Here is an 18171-nt window from a genome sequence, read left to right as displayed (position 1 = left end):
CAAAATATCTAAATTCCCAAATAATTAAATCTCTAAACAGGGTTCTCTACATAAAGCTATCTGCTTCTCTGTATGCTTTTATTAAAGTTGCTTCTCCTTCCTTACCCTGGCCGGATATACCGTGTTCCATACCCAGTACGCCTTTGAAGCCTTTTTCATGGAGATGCTTAAAGATGTTCTTATAGTTGATTTCACCGGTGCCTGGTTCTTTACGGCCCGGATTATCACCTATCTGGATATACGCAATTTCATCCCAGCACAGGTCCATGATAGGGATGAGATTACCCACATTGCGTTGCATGTGGTAGATATCGTATAATATTTTGCAGGAAGGACTGTTTACAGCTTTACATACTTCGAAGCTTTGTTCGGCTGTGCGCAGGAAGAGATCCGGCGTATCACTGAGTGGTTCCAGCACCATGATGAGGCCGTGGGGTTCAAAAATTTCGGCGCCACTGCGTAAAGCGTCTATTACATGAGCGGTTTGAACGCCCATAGGCAGGTTACGCTCAAAGAAACCGGGCACCACTGTAGCCCATTTGGCATTACAGCGTTTGGCCACTTCTACACTCTGCTTACAGGTTTTGATGAAAGCATCTTTAAATTCCTGTTTCCCGGTAGTGAGGGAAGTTTTCCAGTTATTGCCGGTATCAACTACAAATACGCCCATCCGCATCCCCAGTTTATTCAGCAGGTTGCCGATCTTTTCTTGTTCTGCGGTAGAGCGGCCCATCATACCATTATCTTCGATAGAGCGGAATCCCTGGTCATACATGTATTTTATCTGATCCAGGAAGTCGCCACCAGCACTGTTTTTAAACATACCATCATGGGGGGCATAGTCCATATTGAATGGCTTTCCTTTCCCAGCGGTATTTCCGGTGGTGGCTGCCTGGCTGCTGTTGGTAATACCGCCCAGTGCCAATGCGGATATGCCTGCCAGCGTACCATGTTGCAGGAATTTTCTTCTTTCCATAACGTTGGATTAAATGTATAGTGATTTTAAGTGTACCAAAGACATAACGTTAAATTTAACAGGTTTTACAAAGAAATACTAGTAATGATAAAAAAAATTCAATTCATCAGCGTTTTCCCGCATTCATAAAAAAATATTGCATTCCACTTTAGTATTTTTTAAATTCACCCATCTTATTTTTATATAATCGCGTTAGATGACTAAACAGTATGTGGCTTTATTGCTGGGTGGAATGCTCAGTCAGGGTGTTTTTGCACAGACACAACAACCTTTCGAGGCATATGAACAACAGATCCCCGGAACAACGGTAAGTTTTAAAATGGTTCCTATCAAAGGGGGCGCCTTTACACTGGGTAGCCCGGAGAATGAAAAGGGGAGAAAAAAGGATGAGGGACCCGCTAAAAACGTGGAACTGTCTGATTTCTGGATGGGGGCTATGGAAGTAACTTTCGATGAATATGATATTTATGCAGATGCAGAAAAGGATAAGACGCCCGTTCCTGATGGAATGACACGCCCCAGTCCGCCATATATTGATCTGACACTGGGTATGGGCAAATCCGGCGGTTTTCCTGCCAACAGTATGAGCCAGTACGGTGCGCTTATGTATTGTAAATGGCTTTATGCCAAAACAGGTGTATTTTACCGTTTGCCTACAGCCGCTGAGTGGGAATATGCCTGCAGGGCAGGCGCCACTACCGCTTATCCTTTTGGCAATGACGAATCACAGCTGAAGGATTATGCCTGGTATAAGGGAAACAGTGAGGAGAAGTATCATAAAGTAGGTCAATTGAAACCCAATGCCTGGGGATTATACGATATGCTGGGTAATATGGGAGAATGGACAATGGACCAGTACGAAGAAAATGGAGTGGCAAATGCTACCGGCAAAGATCCCTGGATAGTGCCTACCGCTAAAACACCCCGTGTGGTAAAAGGCGGTAACTATACAGATGCAGCCCCGCAGTTGCGCAGTGCCGCCCGGTTAAAGTCGGACCCGATCTGGAACCGCAGGGATCCACAGATCCCGAAAAGTTTCTGGTGGAATGCAGATGCACCGTTTATAGGTTTCAGGGTAGTAAGGCCCGTACATCAGCCAACAGCGGAAGAAGCACAACAATTCTTTGAAGACAACATTGATAAATATAAAGGAGCACGCTAGATTTCATCATCCTAAATCTTTAAATCATAACGCATTTATGGAAAGCGAACAACAAAAATTCCACGGGCAGGGTCGCCGCGAATTTGTCAAGCAAACATCTTTGCTGGCAGGCGGATTATTGGCCATGCCTATTTTATCCAAAGCCAACTTCTTCTCCGGCTCTTCGGATGTTATTAAAATCGCGCTGATCGGTTGCGGCGGTCGCGGTACAGGTGCTGCTACGCAAGCCCTGAGTACCAAAGAAAATGTGCAGCTGGTAGCCATGGCCGATGCATTCCCCGACAGGCTGAAAGATAGCTACGATAATATTAAAGAAGCACTGGGTGATAAAGCCAGCCGTGTGAACGTGCCTGAAAGCAACAAGTTTACCGGGTTTGATGCTTATAAACAAGCCATTGCTCTGGCAGATGTAGTGATACTCGCCACCCCTCCGGGTTTCAGACCTATCCACTTCGAAGAAGCGGTTAAACAGGGTAAACATATCTTCATGGAGAAGCCCGTAGCGACTGATCCTGCTGGTATTAAAAGAGTATTGGATGCAGCTGCAATAGCTAAAACCAAGAAGCTGAACGTGGTAGTAGGCTTACAACGCCACTATCAGAATTCTTACCGTGAGCTGCACAAACGTCTCAAAGACGGTATGATCGGCGATATCGTATCTATGCAGGTATGGTGGAACCAGGGCGCGCTGTGGGTAAAACCACGCAAACCTGAGTATACAGAAATGGAATACCAGATGCGCAACTGGTATTATTTCAACTGGCTTTGTGGTGATCATATCGTAGAGCAACATATCCACAACATTGACGTAGGTAACTGGTTCATGGGTGCTACACCTGTAACAGCCCTCGGTATGGGTGGCCGGGCAGTACGTACCGGAAAAGAGTACGGTGAGATATTTGACCACCACTCCGTAGAATACCGTTATGCCAATGGGGTAGTGATGAACAGCCAGTGCCGCCACTGGAAAGACGCACCGAGCAAGGTAGATGAAGAAATAGTAGGTACAAAAGGCCGCATATTCTGTGATAAAGCACAGATTGTAAACCATAAAGGGAAAGTGCTTTATCAATACGATAAAACAAAAGAAAACAATCCGTATCAGACAGAGCATGATGAACTGTTTGCCGCCATCGCAAAAGGAGAATTTAAATTCACCGATGCAGAAAGAGGCGCGCAGGCTACTTTATCTGCCATCATCGGACGTCTGGCTACTTATTCCGGCCAGGTGATCGACTGGAACACTGCCCTGAATTCAGGACTGGACCTGCATCCTAAAACGTATGCTTTTGATGCACCTCCTCCGGTATTACCAGATGCATCCGGTAATTATGCGTATGCGAAACCAGGTATCACTAAATACTTTACCTGAGATCAGGATTAGATGATTGACACGATTTTTGTTTTGTTGGGGTAACCTACCGGTAGCAAAAAAATGATGTTATTTCGATAAAACCCCGGATAAAAACGAGATTTGTTTTTGTTCGGGGTTTATTTATTAATTCACGGTTGCCAGTATATGCGGAATCTTCTTCTCTTAACGATTGCCTGTTCTTTCATGGTGATAACGGCCAACGGCCAGACTATTGCTATCAGCAAATGGGCCAATGCGGCATTGCACGAAAAGCCGCTGGAACAGGCACATGTAGGCATCTCCATCTATGAACCGGCAACGGGCAAATACTGGTATCAATACCAGGATGATAAATTTTTCACCCCCGCATCCAACACAAAAATATTTTCTCTCTACGCCGGTTTGCGGCTACTGGGCGATTCCCTGCCGGGTATCCGCTATTATGAAAATGATACCGCCTTATTTGTAAAAGGGGTAGGAGATCCGTCTTTTTTGCATCCGGATTATACATGGCAGCCGCTATTGCAACTGTTGCAGCAAACATCCAAACAGATTTACCTGGTGCCTGCGGTGAACCTTAACAAGCGTTATGGACCCGGCTGGGCATGGGGTGACTTCGCAGACGACTATCAGCCGGAACTCAATGAATGGCCCATGTATGGGAATGTAGTCAGGATCTATCATCACCGGGATACCAGCATGCTGGTACCTCCGTTGTATGACCTGGAAGCAACCGCTGATGATACCATCAGCAGTACGGTAACGGATAGGGATGAACGAAATAATTTATTCTTTCTGAAATATAATCCGAAGGATAAAGGTATTACACAAACGGAAGTTCCTTTTATTACAGGGTCCGTACAACAGCTGCGGGAGCGGCTGGAGGATACCCTGCATAAACGTGTAGGCCTTGCCGTTACTCCACCGGCAGGCGCATTTAAAATACTCCACAGCATCCCTTCGGATTCTCTTTTTACGCCCATGATGCACCGCAGTGATAATTTTTTTGCGGAACAAACGCTGCTGATGAGCGCCGCTACCTTGTGGGATACCATCAGCACGGACCGCTGTATTCAATACCTGCTTGACGGCGATTTAAAATCACTGCCGCATCCGCCGCAATGGGCAGATGGATCGGGCCTTTCACGTTATAACCTCTTTACACCGCGCGATTTTGTAACGGTGCTCACGCTGATGTATCAACAGTTTCCAAAGGAAAGGTTGTGGCATATCCTGCCTACAGGTGGTAAAGGTACCATGAGAAATTATTACCCCGAGCAGTTTGTACATGCCAAAACAGGGACGCTCAACGGCGTGGTAACGCTGAGTGGTTATCTTGTTACAAAGAAAAATAAAACACTGGTTTTTAGTGTACTGGTAAATAATCACCACGAGTCGGCCACGAGTGTAAGAAGGGCTGTAGAAAGGCTGCTGACAAAAGTCTGGAAGGAATATTAATCAGGGCTGTAACGTATACGACAATAGTTTGATCGTATCTTCCGCCTGATCTGCTTCTATCAGGCCCACTCCTTTTGCATAATAGCTGGTGGAGATAGTACCTACAGATACAGGGTTATTAAGAATGATCGCCGATGCATCCATTCTTACTACAATAACGTCTGTATAGTTTTTGCCATTTACTGTTTTAGTAATATTCTTTTCTGTAATGGTCTGTTTCAGGATGCCGGAGCTGGTAACGCCTCCGTTGTTGACTGCAACCGTATCTTCCCAACTGGTGCCGGCGGGTACATTGTCTTTCAGGTAGGTGATCTTCAGATCGTCTGCCTTGTATCCCTGGAAAGTAAGGATGCTGGCTATTTGTGTATAGATCCCGTCTTTACAGTTGGAGCAGGTGAAAACACTGTCATCACCTACTTTTTTGTAAACAACATTGTTAATGGTTGTATCTCCGGAAACCGTGAGTGTATAAGCGAGGGTATCCTGTGTTTGATTGATATCGATATATGAGAAGGAAGAGCCTGTTGTGTAGGGTGCGTAATCACAATTGCTGGTAGCGGGCATGTCGCCTTCCCGGCTCATTTCTTTGCTACAGGCAGTCAGCAGCATGCTGCCAGCCAATATTGTCAGGAGAAAGTGAGGGAGTTTCATAAACATCAGATCTGGTTTATGTATAACGCTAATTAGTGTCAATTTATGCAAAAAAGGCCAATAGCGGGAAACTATTGGCCTTTTTTATGTTGATTGGTTGTAAAGTTTTTACTGTATTCTTATCCTGAATGTTCCGCTGATGGGCACCACAAGCGTATCAGGGCTATACCTGGTTACATTGCCGCTTACACTTCCCTGTACATATTCACCCAGCGTGCCCGTTTGGGTAATGGTGCAACTGATGTTGTCACCGTAGTAGTCCTGGTTGTTAGCGAGCACATAAAAAGACCAGATCCTGGATGTTCCCACTTGCATGGACCCCAGATTGAAGTTGAGTTGTTCGTTGGTTGGACTGCTGCTTGCCCGCTTAATATCGGCGATAAACATGCGTGTGGTATCAGAACCACGATCTATTACGCTTAGTGTATCCGGTGGCGCTACAAAAGAATAGGTTTCTCCGTTCATGACAAAGTCGGCGAAGCTGGCTTCAATGGTTTCGCATACCTGGAGGTTTCGCACATGGTTCCCGATTCCCAGTACCGCTGTTGTAGTAGCCATTTTATTATTCACTTCATCTACAGCGTTCAGGATGATTTCTGCTGGTTGGGCCTGACAACGTATAAAAGAAGTGGCGTAAGTACCCTGCGAAATATATGCGTAAGAACGGACACCATCTACTGTATAGGTTAAGCGTCCTTTTGCCACAGGAGTGCCATCGCAGGTGGTTACATTACCGCTGATATTGATAGTGATTATATCGGGCGTACTTGTTTTAATAATGCCGATATCTGTTTTATCAGAAAAGGGTCCGATCTTTTTTGAGAGTATTTTCTGGCTGCATACCCCACGGTTGTATACAACCATGGTGAGTGACTCGTTGGAAGGAATGGAACCACTTACTTCTCCTTCTATATTTGTATAGGCGGTTGCATAGCTGTCGTTTTCCCGGACCATCCTTACAAACATATTGGCTAAAGGAATGCCTTCGTTATTCTGTAATACCGCTTTAAAAGGTATGATAGGGAATTGTGCATCACAGTTCCAGAAAGAAAAGTGTTTTACAGTACCAATGTAGTTGTCGCCGGTTTTTGTGGCGCTGCCTTCTTCTATCCATACACCTGTTGCTTCATCAAAATGCCAGAGTGGAATAGTGGCTGGTGCTGTGCTGCGTAAGGAGGTAGGAATTTCCAGTTTAAAGGTGACTGCTTTGGTGGTGTCCAGATGAAGTTTCTCTCCATTCTCTCCCCGTAGTTCCAGTGCCATCATACCGAATGACTGCAGCCCCACCAGTGCGTTGCTGTTGTTTATCGCGCGCAGATCGCCGGGCATGATATCGGCAAAATCAGCTCTTTCAGGATTGATCGGTGCGTATAGCAGGTCAACTTTTCCTGTATAAAGGGAGTTGTCGCTATTCAATACCTGTTGCGGGACGAAGATAAACTGTGCATTGGATGCATTGATATTACCACCTGTGGCAGCATCAAAAGATCCGGCTGTTTTCTTCGGCAGCAATTGCAGTTGTGTATACTGTATTTTGTTTTCTCCCGCCACAGTAAAGGTGCGTACGCCTTTGAAGTAACCATCTTTCTCAGCGGTTAGTACAGCTGCGGCTTCTATTACGGTAATATTTTCCAGCAGAAAAGCACCTTTGGCGTCTGTTGTAATTACTTTATTGCCACATTTCACCTGCGCGCCTTGTAATGGCTGATTGTTTTCATCCAGTACCAGTCCTTGAATACCGGTAGTTGTTTCAACAGGAGAGATGGGAGAGTCAGGAACTATTACGGGTGGTGTAACCTCTGGGGGATTATCAACGGTAGCCATTCTTTTATCACAGGCCAGCAGGGAGGTTAAGCATATAGCCAGCAGCCATAAATTTTTTTTGAGCATAAACGAGGTATAAGGGGACACTTTCGGAATTAGGCCAGGCAGCACAGAAATCTGGGTGCAAATATAAATAAATCTCCCTATACATGCATTTATTTAGAAAAAGACGTCATTTGTACACTTATTTTTAGAAAATAATTAATAGTTTTCTTGATAACTTAATGAAGTCAAATTATCCTGTTTGGTCGATACAAAAGGGTAATTCAGAGATACTATTCACTATTCAAAATCCTGTAGTATGAATCCACGTTATGCAAAGGCCATGGTCTTGCTATGCCTGTTTGCGACCGCAACAGGCGAACTCAGCGCCCGATCTCCGTTGCCCACTGTCTGGCAACAAGGCAATTTAACCATTAAGGGAAAAGTAAAAGACATTAATGGTAACCCGTTGCCAGGTGTAACCATCCTGGTAAAAGACACAAAAAAAGGTGCCACCACCGATGAGAAAGGAAACTATGTATTGAATGATGTGAAGAAGGATGCTGTGCTGGTTTTCCAATATATCGGTTTTGACTCCCAGGAGATTAAAGTAGACGGCCGCTCCGGCGTAAATGCCGTACTGAAGGAAAACCAGAAAACGCTGGATGAGTACGTAGTAGTAGGTTATGGCACACAAAAGAAAGTAACAAAAACCGGCGCGGTATCATCTGTGAAAGGAGCCGAGCTGCAACAATCTCCCAACGTTAATATCTCTAACTCGCTGGTGGGTCGTATTCCGGGTATCATTGCGGTGAATAACAGCGGTGAGCCGGGTTATGATGGATCCAGGATCTTTATCCGTGGCCGTAGCACACTGGGTGTGAGCACCCCGTTGACAGTGATAGACGGCATTCCGCGCGAAGGTTTCGACCGCCTGAACCCCAACGATATTGAAAGCGTATCTGTTCTTAAAGATGCTGCTGCCGCTATCTATGGTTCCCGGGCTGCCAACGGCGTTATCCTGGTCACCACCAAACGCGGTAAGATCGGTAAGCCTACCCTGAAGTATGGTTTTAACCAGTCTTTTGTATCGCCTACCCGTTTGCCTAAGATGGCCGATGGGCCTACATATGCCCGGCTGGTAAATGAAATACTGGAATATGGTGGAGATGCCCCCCGTTTCTCTGAAGAACAGATCCAGAAGTTTGGTGATGGATCTGATCCATGGCTCTATCCCAGCACCAACTGGTATGATGCTGCGATCAAGAAAACTTCCCTGCAAAACAGACATGACCTGTCACTGAGCGGCGGTACTGAAAAGATGACCTACTACGTTTCCCTGGGAACATTATTTCAGGATGGTATTTATAAGAACAGTGCTACCAATTATAAACAACAGAATGTAAGGGCCAATCTCGATGCCGCAGTGAATGATAATATCCGCCTGCGTTTTGACCTGGCAGGACGACTGGAAAACAGGAACTTTCCACCACGTAGCGCCGGCTCTATATTCCGTTCGCTGATGCGTGGCCGCCCTACCGAAAATGCCATCTGGCCCAACGGCTTGCCGGGTCCGGATATTGAATATGGCGATAACCCGGTAGTAACAAGCACTAACGAGATCGGCTATACGAGTGATAAGAACTACGTACTCAATGGTACATTAGGCGCTACCGTGAATATTCCCTGGGTACAGGGTTTGTCTGTAGACGGAACCTTTGCATACGACCAGAATTTCGACTTCTTTAAATCATGGGTGAAACCCTGGACGCTTTATACCCTGGACCCTAACAGCCCCGATCACAAGCTGAATGCGGCCCAAAGAGGAGTAAGCGCACCTGAACTAAATGAGAACTTCAATAGCAATCGATTGTCTACGGTGAATTTTAAAGTGAATTATGTACGTTCCTTCGGAAAACATAACCTGAGCACTTTTGTCGCCTTTGAACAAGCCACTTTTAATGGAGATACCCTGATGGCTAACCGCAAATACTTTATCAGTGATAAACTGGATCAGCTTTTTGCGGGCGGCGATAAAGAAAAAAGTAACAATGGAACAGGGTTTTCATTTGCACGGCGCAATTACTTCGGACGTGTTTCCTATAACTACAACGAAACCTATCTCTTTGATTTCAACGCCCGGTATGATGGCACCCAGAACTTCCCGAGAAATAGCCGCTTTGGTTTCTTCCCCGGCGCGTCTGCGGGTTGGGTACTTTCCAATGAAAACTTCTGGAAAGAAAATATCCGCGCCGTCAACTACTTCAAAATACGTGCTTCCTGGGGGCAAATGGGTAATGACCAGATCCCTTCTTTCCAATATCTCAGCACCTATGGCTTTAGTGCCGGTGGTGTAATGTTGGGGGAAGATCTTAACAAAGGTATTTACCAGCTGCGTTCTCCCAACGAGGCCATTACCTGGGAGATGGCCAATAACTATGATGTGGGTATTGAAGCCCAGCTGCTGGGTGACAAGCTGGCGATTGAAGGCGATTACTTCTACACCCGCCGCGCTAATATCCTCGTAAGCCGCAGCCAGTCTATGCCTGCATATACCGGTATGACGCTGCCACAGGAAAACCTTGGCCGCGTAGAAAACAAAGGCTTTGAAGTAGTAGTCAGTCATAAGAACGATATCCGCAAATTCCACTATGAAGTAACCGGTACGGTTACACATGCACAGAATAAAATTCTTTTCTGGGATGAAGTACCCGGCGTACCCGAATGGCAGAAGTCTACCGGCAGACAAATAGATGCGCCATTATATTATAAAGCTACCGGCATTTATAAAACACAGGAAGAAGTAGATAAAACACCCCATATCAGTGGCGCCAGAGCGGGTGATGTGATTTTTGCAGATATGGATGGAAATGGGATTATAGATGACCTGGATCGCATCCGTGTAGACCGTACGCAAAATCCTACCTGGATCTTTGGATTGACCATGACCGCCAAGTTTAAAAACTTCGATTTCACCATGCTGTGGCAGGGCGCCCAGGGCGCAAGTCAGTATCTGCATACTGAATCCGGCCTGATAGGTAACTTCCCCGAAGCCTATGTAAAAGACCGCTGGACAGCAGACCACACCGATGCTACCTGGCCCAGGGTTAATGACCGTGACCGTGAATATTGGGTAAGCCGTCAGAATACTTTCTGGTTCTGGAATACCAACTATCTACGTCTCAAAACACTGGACTTCGGATATAATATTCCGGAAGCATTATGTAAAAGAGTGGGCTTACAAAATTTCCGTGTTTACGTGAGTGGTCAGAACCTGATCACCATTGATAATGTGAAGATTTTTGATCCGGAAGCACCTAGCGGCAGCGGTCAGTTCTATCCGCAGACGAAGATTTACAACGTAGGATTAAACCTTACTTTCTAAACAAACGAGCCATGAAGAAAATGAATATCATAAAATATTTAGCAGGTATAATGTTGATGTATTCCATCACGGCCTGCAACAAGGATTATCTTGAAAAGAAGCCACTGACTGAATACCAGGAGTCTGAAGTATGGCAGGATGTGGGTCTTGTACAGGCATTTGTAAATGACTTGTATGTGCAGATGCGGCCGGGATTTGAAGAAGTGATGCTATCCTCTATGACAGATGAAAGCCGCTTCATTCATGATTACAATACCTCCCGTGTGGTACAGGGAAATGTATCGCCGGATGATATCGGCAAGCTGGTAGAGTTCAGCCGCTGGGATGAGCACTACAAAACCATTCGCAATTGTAACATGTTCCTGGAGAAAATAGATGCAGTACCGTTTACCGATGAAGCGCAACGTATACGGATGAAAGGAGAAGTACATTTTATGCGGGCGTGGTATTATCATATGCTGGTAAAGTATTACGGAGGAGTGCCGCTGATCACCAAAACATTTAATATTAAAGGTGATGAAACGGAGATACTGAATGTCAAACGGGCTACGTTTGATGAATGCGTTAAATTTATTGTGGCGGAATGTGATAGTGCTGCCAAGGTGCTGCCACTGGTTTATGAAGGCGCCGGAGATAAAGGAAGGGCAACCAAAGGAGCGGCCATGGCGCTTAAATCCAGAATCTTAATGTATGCTGCCAGCGACTTGTTTAACAAAGAAGTAAAAAGCCCTTTAATGGGTTATACCTCCGGAGATCAGACGGCCCGTTTCCGCCTGGCGAAGGATGCCGCCAAAGCAGTAATGGACTTGCACCTGTATGATTTGTATCATCCTACAGATTCTGCCGCTGAAAACTACAGCCGTATTTTTCTTGATAAGGATAATCCGGAGCTTATCTTCATAAAGCTGTATGATAAGGCGCTCCTGGGCACCTCTCATGACCTGTACAATGGCCCCAATGGGTATCATAACTGGGGCGGCAATGTACCGATCGAAAACTTTGTGACCGGCTACCAGATGAAAGACGGTACCGATTTTTCCTGGGCCAATCCTGCGGAGGCAAAGGCGCCTTATGTAGGCCGTGATCCGCGGTTTTATGCCACCATACTGTATGATGGCGCCAAGTGGAAACCACGTCCGAAAGATGGCGCTGAAGTAGATCCGGTAGGTGTTATACAAACCGGGAAGTATGAATCCAAAAATGGTACAGACAGTGTATGGGGACTTGACACCCGCAACAGTGTTATTGAAAACTGGAATGGTACTTTCTCCGGTTATTATTTGCGTAAGTTCATGGACAAAAACCTGGATGCACAGTTTTTCCGCGGCAGTCAGCCCTGGATCTTTTTCCGCTACGCAGAAATTTTACTGAACTATGCGGAAGCCAGTATATGGTTGGGTGAAGATGGCGATGGCAGGACAGAATTGAACAAGATACGGACGAGGGCAGGGATGCCCGCCACTACTGCATCGGGCGAAGCTCTTAAAGCAGTATTGAAATATGAAAGACGCTATGAACTGGCATTTGAAGAACACCGTTTCTTTGATGCACGCAGATGGGTAACAGACGCCTTAACTGCTTTCAATGAAAGCGCCAAAGGTATTGAAGTACTGGGATCACAGATTGCCAATCATCCGTTCGTATACAGGGTAATAAGCATCCAGGACCGCGCATTTAAAGAGAAAGATTTTCTACTGCCTATTCCGGCCGCTGAAATCAGGAAAAATGCGAACCTTGAACAACAGGTACCGTATAAATAATTTACGAATTTTCGAATTTTTTGATTTAGAGATTTAAAAAAAATGCAGCGAAAATCTTCGCTGCATTTTTTTTAAATCTCTAAATCAAAAAATTCGAAAATTCGTAAATTATTTATACGCCGAGTGACCATCCGTCTCTGTAGGTGCGTTTCACAAACTGGTTCGCATCGTCAAAGTTGGTGATTTTCATATTGGCGCCGTCCCACAGCAGTTTAACATAACGGCCTGGGTAGTCGTATCCTTTGCCTGTTGCTTTTGCTTTGCGGATATCAAAACTGCGGATAGCCAGGTTGGCCATCAGGATTGTTTCCGTAAGCGGACCTGCAATTTCGAAAGGAGAGCTGAGTGCTTTTGCTTTGCTGCTGCTGTAACCGGCAATAGCTGCATTTACCCACTGTTGGTAGTGACCTTCCGGTACACGCGCAATCGTTTTGGGTACATTAGCTTCTGCAGTGCGTGATGTTGGCAACAGTTTAGGATCTATACCATATGTACCACACATCATTTTACCTTTATCACCGATAAAGAGCGCGCCGTTACCGCCATCGCCCATTACTTCGTTAGGACCCAGTTCATCAGGACGTTCTGGCTGAATACCACCATCCATCCAGTGAAGCGTTACTTCTTTGCCGTTTTTGCCGGCAAATTTCATGATCACATGTGAGGAAGGAGGACAGCTTTCAGGGAAATATCCGCGGGTAAATTCGCCTACATATACACTACCTACGCTACATTCTACGGAAGTAGGATAGCCAAGACCGAGTACACGGAAAGGAGGTTCAATAATATGACAACCCATATCCCCGATAGCACCGGTACCGTAATCCCACCAGCCGCGCCAGTTGAATGGTACGAGGTTATCTACGTAATCTTTTTTAGGAGCGGTTCCCAGCCACAGATCCCAGTTGAGTTCTTTGGGAATATCCTGTTTGGCTGCGGGCCAGGGAATACCCTGTGGCCATACCGGACGGTCTGTCCAGCAGTAAACGGTATGTACATCACCCACCATGCCGGCATTGTACCATTCCATTAACTGGCGTACGCCATCTCCGGAAGCGCCCTGGTTTCCCATCTGGCTAACTACTTTATGTTTCTTGGCACCTTGCGTAAGCATACGTGCTTCGTAGATGTCGTGTGTTAAAGGTTTCTGTACATACACGTGTTTGTTGAGCTGCATAGCGCCCATGGCGGCTACGGCGTGTGTATGATCAGGTGTGGATACGGAAACGGCATCGAAGTTTTTATGTTCTTTGTCAAACATTTCCCGGAAATCGGTGTAGAATTTTGCTTTCGGAAACTTCTTAACGGCTTCGGCTGCACGACGTGCATCAACATCACAAAGGAAGTTGATATCTGCCGGGCCTTTGGCGAACTCGGAAATATCGCCGAAACCTTTGCCACCAACACCAATACCTGCTACGCGCAGACGGTCACTTGGTGCAACAAAACCCCTGCCTAATACATGACGTGGAACTATCATGAAACCGGCTGCTGCAAGCGCGCCGTTCCTCAGGAATGATCTGCGGGACACTTCACTTCCCTCATTCTTTTTTTCTGGAACCATGAGTACGATAATTTTTTAGATATAAATTTTAGTTGTTAATCCCAGGTCATAATCTTATTCCTGTCCTCAATTTTCAGACAGGTAGCCAGCGTTTTTTCATCATAGGCATAGCCGTATTGCTGTAATACATCAGCAGGAACGCCGTCCCACTCGTTGGGCGTATTGCCTTTGTAGTCCAGGTCCTTGATGCCGATTTTGCTGGTGAAGAAACCGGTAGCGGTAAGATTACGCATGCGGTTGAAGAAAGCGACACCCTGTGAATTTTCAGGCGCTGCTTTTTCAGGATAAGCAATCAGGTCTACCATTTCAATGCGTTGCTGCTCGCTGCAATCCGAAAAGGATTTGTCATACCGTTTGGCGCATTGCAGGTCCAGCCAGCGGAGGCCGCCGCGCATAGGCAATTGATGCTCCGGCATATCCTTCACAATAAATTCTATGAAGTCAGGCACTTTGGCATCAGTGGCACTACCCGAATGCTCATCTGCCGGGATGATAATATCAGCGAGGATAGTAATGGTTTTCATTTCTTCCGGTGAGAAGAATTTTTCTTCCATCAGGCCCTTATCTCTTTGGGCCTCATCTGCTGTACGGCCATATCCTGGCTCGTTTCCGGCAGCACCTGCTTTTTTATCGCCCGTTGTTTTTTTGTCTTCACAACTGGTGGCAGATAGTATAGTACCTACAGATAAAGTTCCCAGCGCAAGAGCTTTGAGGGATTCTCTTCTATCCATAATATGAAATTTGTGATTCGTGATTCGTAATTGATTATCAGATATTTTGCTTCTTCAATTCATCAATGATGTATTCAGAAGCACGCATAGACAACGCGAGGATGGTCCAGGTAGGGTTTTTATCTGCCTGAGACACAAAAGCGCCACCATCTACAACGAACAGGTTCTTTACATCATGCGCCTGGTTGAACTTATTCAATACAGACGTTCTCGGATCATTACCCATGCGGGTGGTACCTACTTCGTGAATAATACGGCCGGGATTTTCCAGACCATATTTGCTGTCAGCACCCGGTTTAGTTCCGTTTGGAATACCGCCCAGTTCATGAATGAGCTTTTCAAAGGTATCCTGCATATGTTTTGCCTGTTTGATCTCGTGATCGCTCCAGGTGTAATGAAAACGCAATACCGGGATACCGAATTTATCAACTACGTTCGGATCTATTTCGCAATAGTTATCTTCCCGTGCAATACATTCTCCTCTGCCGGCAAAGCCAATGTTAGCGCCATAGAAACGGCGGTAATCATCTTTCAGGGATGCACCGTAACCACCGGCATCTTTTGGCTTGCCATCACGACCGGGATATTTACCGTTCATGCGTTCCATACTGAAACCATAACCATAAGATGGCATGTGCATACCACCACCAAATTCAATATGATAGCCACGGGCGAAGTCAAGTTTTTTATTGTCTTCCCACCACGGGATGTACATGTGCATACCGCCTACGCCATCTTCATTATAACGTTTACGGTCCATCAGCTGTGGTAAAAATCCACTTCTGCCGGCGCCGGTAGAATCGTGCAGGTATTTACCCACCACACCACTTGAGTTGGCCAGGCCGTTCGGATGTTTGGCAGATTTTGAATTGAGCAGCAGTCGCGCTGATTCGCAGGCACTGGCCGCCAGTACAATTACTTTTGCATTGACGGAATATTCCTGCATATCGGTTTTGTCCACATAGGCGATGCCTGTAGCTTTTCCGCTGTTGTCTGTGAGCACTTCCCGTGCCATCGCATTGGTGTACAGATCTACATGTCCGCTTTTCATCGCTGGTTTTACCAGTACGGAAGAAGAGGAGAAGTCACCATATACGGTACATCCGCGGCTACACTGACTGCAATAAAAGCAGGGGCTGCGGTCTTTGTTTACAGAGCGGGTGAGTATAGACAAGCGGGCCGGGATCACAGGGATGCCCAGGTTGTCGCCGGCTTTTTTCACCATCAGCTCATGCAGCCTTGGTTTGGGAGGGGGAAGAAAGTAACCGTCCGGTTCATTGGGCAGGTTTTCTTTTGAGCCAAATACGCCGATCAGTTTATCCACCCGGTCGTAATAAGGCTTTACATCTTCATAGCTGATTGGCCAGTCGTCGCCCAAACCATCATAACTCTTATGTTTAAAATCACGTTCCCCAAAACGAAGAGAGATGCGTCCCCAGTGGTTGGTACGGCCTCCCAGCATGCGGGAGCGGAACCAATCGAACTGCGTACCATCTTTTCTCGTGTATGGTTCACCTTTAATTTCCCAGCCGCCGTATGCCGCATCGAAATCGCCGAAAGGACGTGTCGTGCTGGCACCTCTTCTGGGTGATTCATAAGGCCACTTCAATTGAGTCGCCTGTTCCGGATCTGCCGGGTCATACTTGGGCCCCGCTTCCAGGAGCGCCACCTTTAGACCGGCTTCTGATAATATTTTGGCCGCCATACCGCCACCGGCACCGGATCCAACAATACAAACATCATAAAGCTTAGCCTGTTTTTTAATTTCAAAAGCCATTTGCGTGGAAATTTTGCACTTTATTTTAAGAACACCGATTTTAAATCTATAAATTAAATGCGGAAAAAGGAAGGTTTTTTTATGAACGATCGCACAACTTATATTATTGGCGTAGATATCGGCACGAGCAGTGCTAAAACGATTGGGCTGGGGATCGGCGGAGAGGTGCTGGCCAGCTTTCAGCAAGCATATTCAACGGATCACCCACAACCGGGGTACAGCGAACAGGATCCGGCCGTTTTATTGTTGGCAGTGATGAACGGTATCCGGGAAGTGGTGCGGAAGACCGGTTTCGCCCCCGCAGCGATCTCTTTTAGTAGTGCCATGCATAGTATTGTGGCGCTGGACGCGAAAGGAACACCACTCACACCGCTGATCATCTGGGCAGATAATCGCAGCGAAGCGCAGGCGATGGCACTGCGGGACACACCGGCAGGAAAGGCCATTTACAGGCAGACAGGAACACCCGTGCATGCCATGTCGCCGCTGTGTAAGATCATATGGCTGCGGGAGCAGCAGCCTGCCTTGTTTGCCCGTACAGCCATGTTTCCAGGCATCAAGGAATACATCATCCACCATTTTTTGGGCCGTTATCTCACCGACCATTCTATTGCGTCGGCCACCGGTCTGTTTGATATCAGTACACTGCAATGGAGTGCGGAGGCGCTGGCAGTTGCCGGCATTCATGCTGCGCAGCTGCCACAACCCGTACCGGCTACCGAAGTGGTGACCGGCCTGAAACCAGCCATCGCTGCGGATCTGGGCATTCCTGTATCTACTCCTTTTGTGATGGGTGGCAGCGATGGTTGCCTCGCACAACTGGGCAGTCAGGCCATGGATCCGGGACATGCTACACTGACTATCGGTACCAGCGGCGCAGTGCGCATGGCGGGCAGCCAGCCACTCATTGATGCACAGGGGCGTCTTTTCACCTACCTGCTGACGGACGATGTGTACATCACCGGCGGCGCTACCAATAATGGCGGCGTTGTGCTACAATGGCTGGTACAGGACTTCCTGCAACAACCGCTTACCGCCCTGCAGGAACTGGTAGATGCCGCCCTGCGCGTGGATCCGGGTAAACTATTATGCCTACCTTACCTGCTCGGGGAAAGGTCGCCCATATGGAACAGCCATGCCACAGCGGCTTTCATTGGAATACAGCCGCAGCATACGCCGGCTCACTTTACCCGTGCCGTGCTGGAAGCTATTTGTTATGCGTTGCTGAGTATTAAAAAAGCGTTGGAGGAAACAGCCGGTCCGGTACATAAGATCTCCGTCAGTGGTGGGTTTACCCACTCCCCGGGATGGATACAGCTGATGGCAGACATCTTCGGGCAGCGCATGCATTTGCAGCAACAAAGCGATGCTTCTGCTATAGGCGCCATCATATTAGCCGCACAAACCCTGGGAATGCCTCCCATCGCTGGTTTGACAGACGCACCGGAAAAAGTTTTTGAACCGGATATGGAGAAACATACCAGCTATATAACAAGCTACCAAAGATTTATATGGCTCTATGAGCGACTGAAAGAGGATTAAATATT

The 18171-nt window shown here is 46.7% G+C and carries 12 protein-coding genes; 6 read left to right on the top strand and 6 right to left on the bottom strand.

What is annotated here, in order from left to right; genetic code table 11:
• Positions 1–46: 46 nt before the first annotated feature.
• Entirely contained in the window at positions 47–976 is a 930-nt protein-coding gene (locus ABQ275_RS23580; RefSeq protein WP_349315597.1) for a TIM barrel protein, read from the bottom strand.
• A 196-nt stretch (positions 977–1172) separates the two neighbouring features.
• Here ABQ275_RS23580 and ABQ275_RS23575 point away from each other — a divergent pair, with 196 nt between their 5' ends.
• From ABQ275_RS23575 to ABQ275_RS23565, 3 genes are all read left to right on the top strand, one after another.
• Positions 1173–2138 (top strand): SUMF1/EgtB/PvdO family nonheme iron enzyme, encoded by a 966-nt coding sequence (locus ABQ275_RS23575; RefSeq protein ID WP_349315596.1) that lies wholly within the window; start codon positions 1173–1175, stop codon positions 2136–2138.
• A 37-nt stretch (positions 2139–2175) separates the two neighbouring features.
• Positions 2176–3510 (top strand): Gfo/Idh/MocA family oxidoreductase, encoded by a 1335-nt coding sequence (locus ABQ275_RS23570; protein WP_349315595.1) that lies wholly within the window; start codon positions 2176–2178, stop codon positions 3508–3510.
• A gap of 147 nt (positions 3511–3657) precedes the next feature.
• Positions 3658–4950 (top strand): D-alanyl-D-alanine carboxypeptidase, encoded by a 1293-nt coding sequence (locus ABQ275_RS23565; RefSeq protein WP_349315594.1) that lies wholly within the window; start codon positions 3658–3660, stop codon positions 4948–4950.
• Here ABQ275_RS23565 and ABQ275_RS23560 read toward each other — a convergent pair whose 3' ends face one another.
• Positions 4951–5607: a hypothetical protein gene (locus tag ABQ275_RS23560; protein ID WP_349315593.1), complete on the bottom strand. Its 657-nt coding sequence runs from the start codon at positions 5605–5607 to the stop codon at positions 4951–4953.
• A 102-nt stretch (positions 5608–5709) separates the two neighbouring features.
• Positions 5710–7491, bottom strand: coding sequence for a carboxypeptidase-like regulatory domain-containing protein (locus ABQ275_RS23555; protein ID WP_349315592.1), 1782 nt, complete (start codon positions 7489–7491; stop codon positions 5710–5712).
• A 235-nt stretch (positions 7492–7726) separates the two neighbouring features.
• Here ABQ275_RS23555 and ABQ275_RS23550 point away from each other — a divergent pair, with 235 nt between their 5' ends.
• Positions 7727–10792: a TonB-dependent receptor gene (locus ABQ275_RS23550; protein WP_349315591.1), complete on the top strand. Its 3066-nt coding sequence runs from the start codon at positions 7727–7729 to the stop codon at positions 10790–10792.
• Between the two features lie 11 nt (positions 10793–10803).
• The gene (locus tag ABQ275_RS23545; protein WP_349315590.1) at positions 10804–12552 is read left to right on the top strand and encodes a RagB/SusD family nutrient uptake outer membrane protein; all 1749 of its coding nucleotides are present in this window, start codon (positions 10804–10806) and stop codon (positions 12550–12552) included.
• A 112-nt stretch (positions 12553–12664) separates the two neighbouring features.
• Here the strand turns inward: ABQ275_RS23545 and ABQ275_RS23540 are convergent, their stop codons facing one another.
• The 3 genes from ABQ275_RS23540 to ABQ275_RS23530 are packed head-to-tail and all read right to left on the bottom strand — an operon-like array spanning position 12665 to position 16624.
• Positions 12665–14116, bottom strand: coding sequence for a Gfo/Idh/MocA family oxidoreductase (locus ABQ275_RS23540; protein ID WP_349315589.1), 1452 nt, complete (start codon positions 14114–14116; stop codon positions 12665–12667).
• A gap of 35 nt (positions 14117–14151) precedes the next feature.
• A complete protein-coding gene (locus tag ABQ275_RS23535; RefSeq protein WP_349315588.1) occupies positions 14152–14847 on the bottom strand; it encodes a gluconate 2-dehydrogenase subunit 3 family protein in 696 nt (231 codons plus the stop codon).
• 37 nt (positions 14848–14884) lie between these two features.
• Positions 14885–16624, bottom strand: coding sequence for a GMC family oxidoreductase (locus ABQ275_RS23530; RefSeq protein ID WP_349315587.1), 1740 nt, complete (start codon positions 16622–16624; stop codon positions 14885–14887).
• Positions 16625–16705: 81 nt separating this feature from the next.
• Here ABQ275_RS23530 and ABQ275_RS23525 point away from each other — a divergent pair, with 81 nt between their 5' ends.
• On the top strand, positions 16706–18166 hold the full coding sequence (locus ABQ275_RS23525) for a gluconokinase (RefSeq protein WP_349315586.1): 1461 nt from the start codon (positions 16706–16708) through the stop codon (positions 18164–18166).
• The last annotated feature ends 5 nt before the right edge of the window (positions 18167–18171 follow it).

The organism is Chitinophaga sp. MM2321, assembly GCF_964033635.1.
Taxonomy (GTDB): Bacteria; Bacteroidota; Bacteroidia; order Chitinophagales; family Chitinophagaceae; genus Chitinophaga.
The sequence above is the reverse complement of the archived record's forward strand: the minus strand, read 5'-3'. Positions and strand labels throughout refer to the sequence as shown.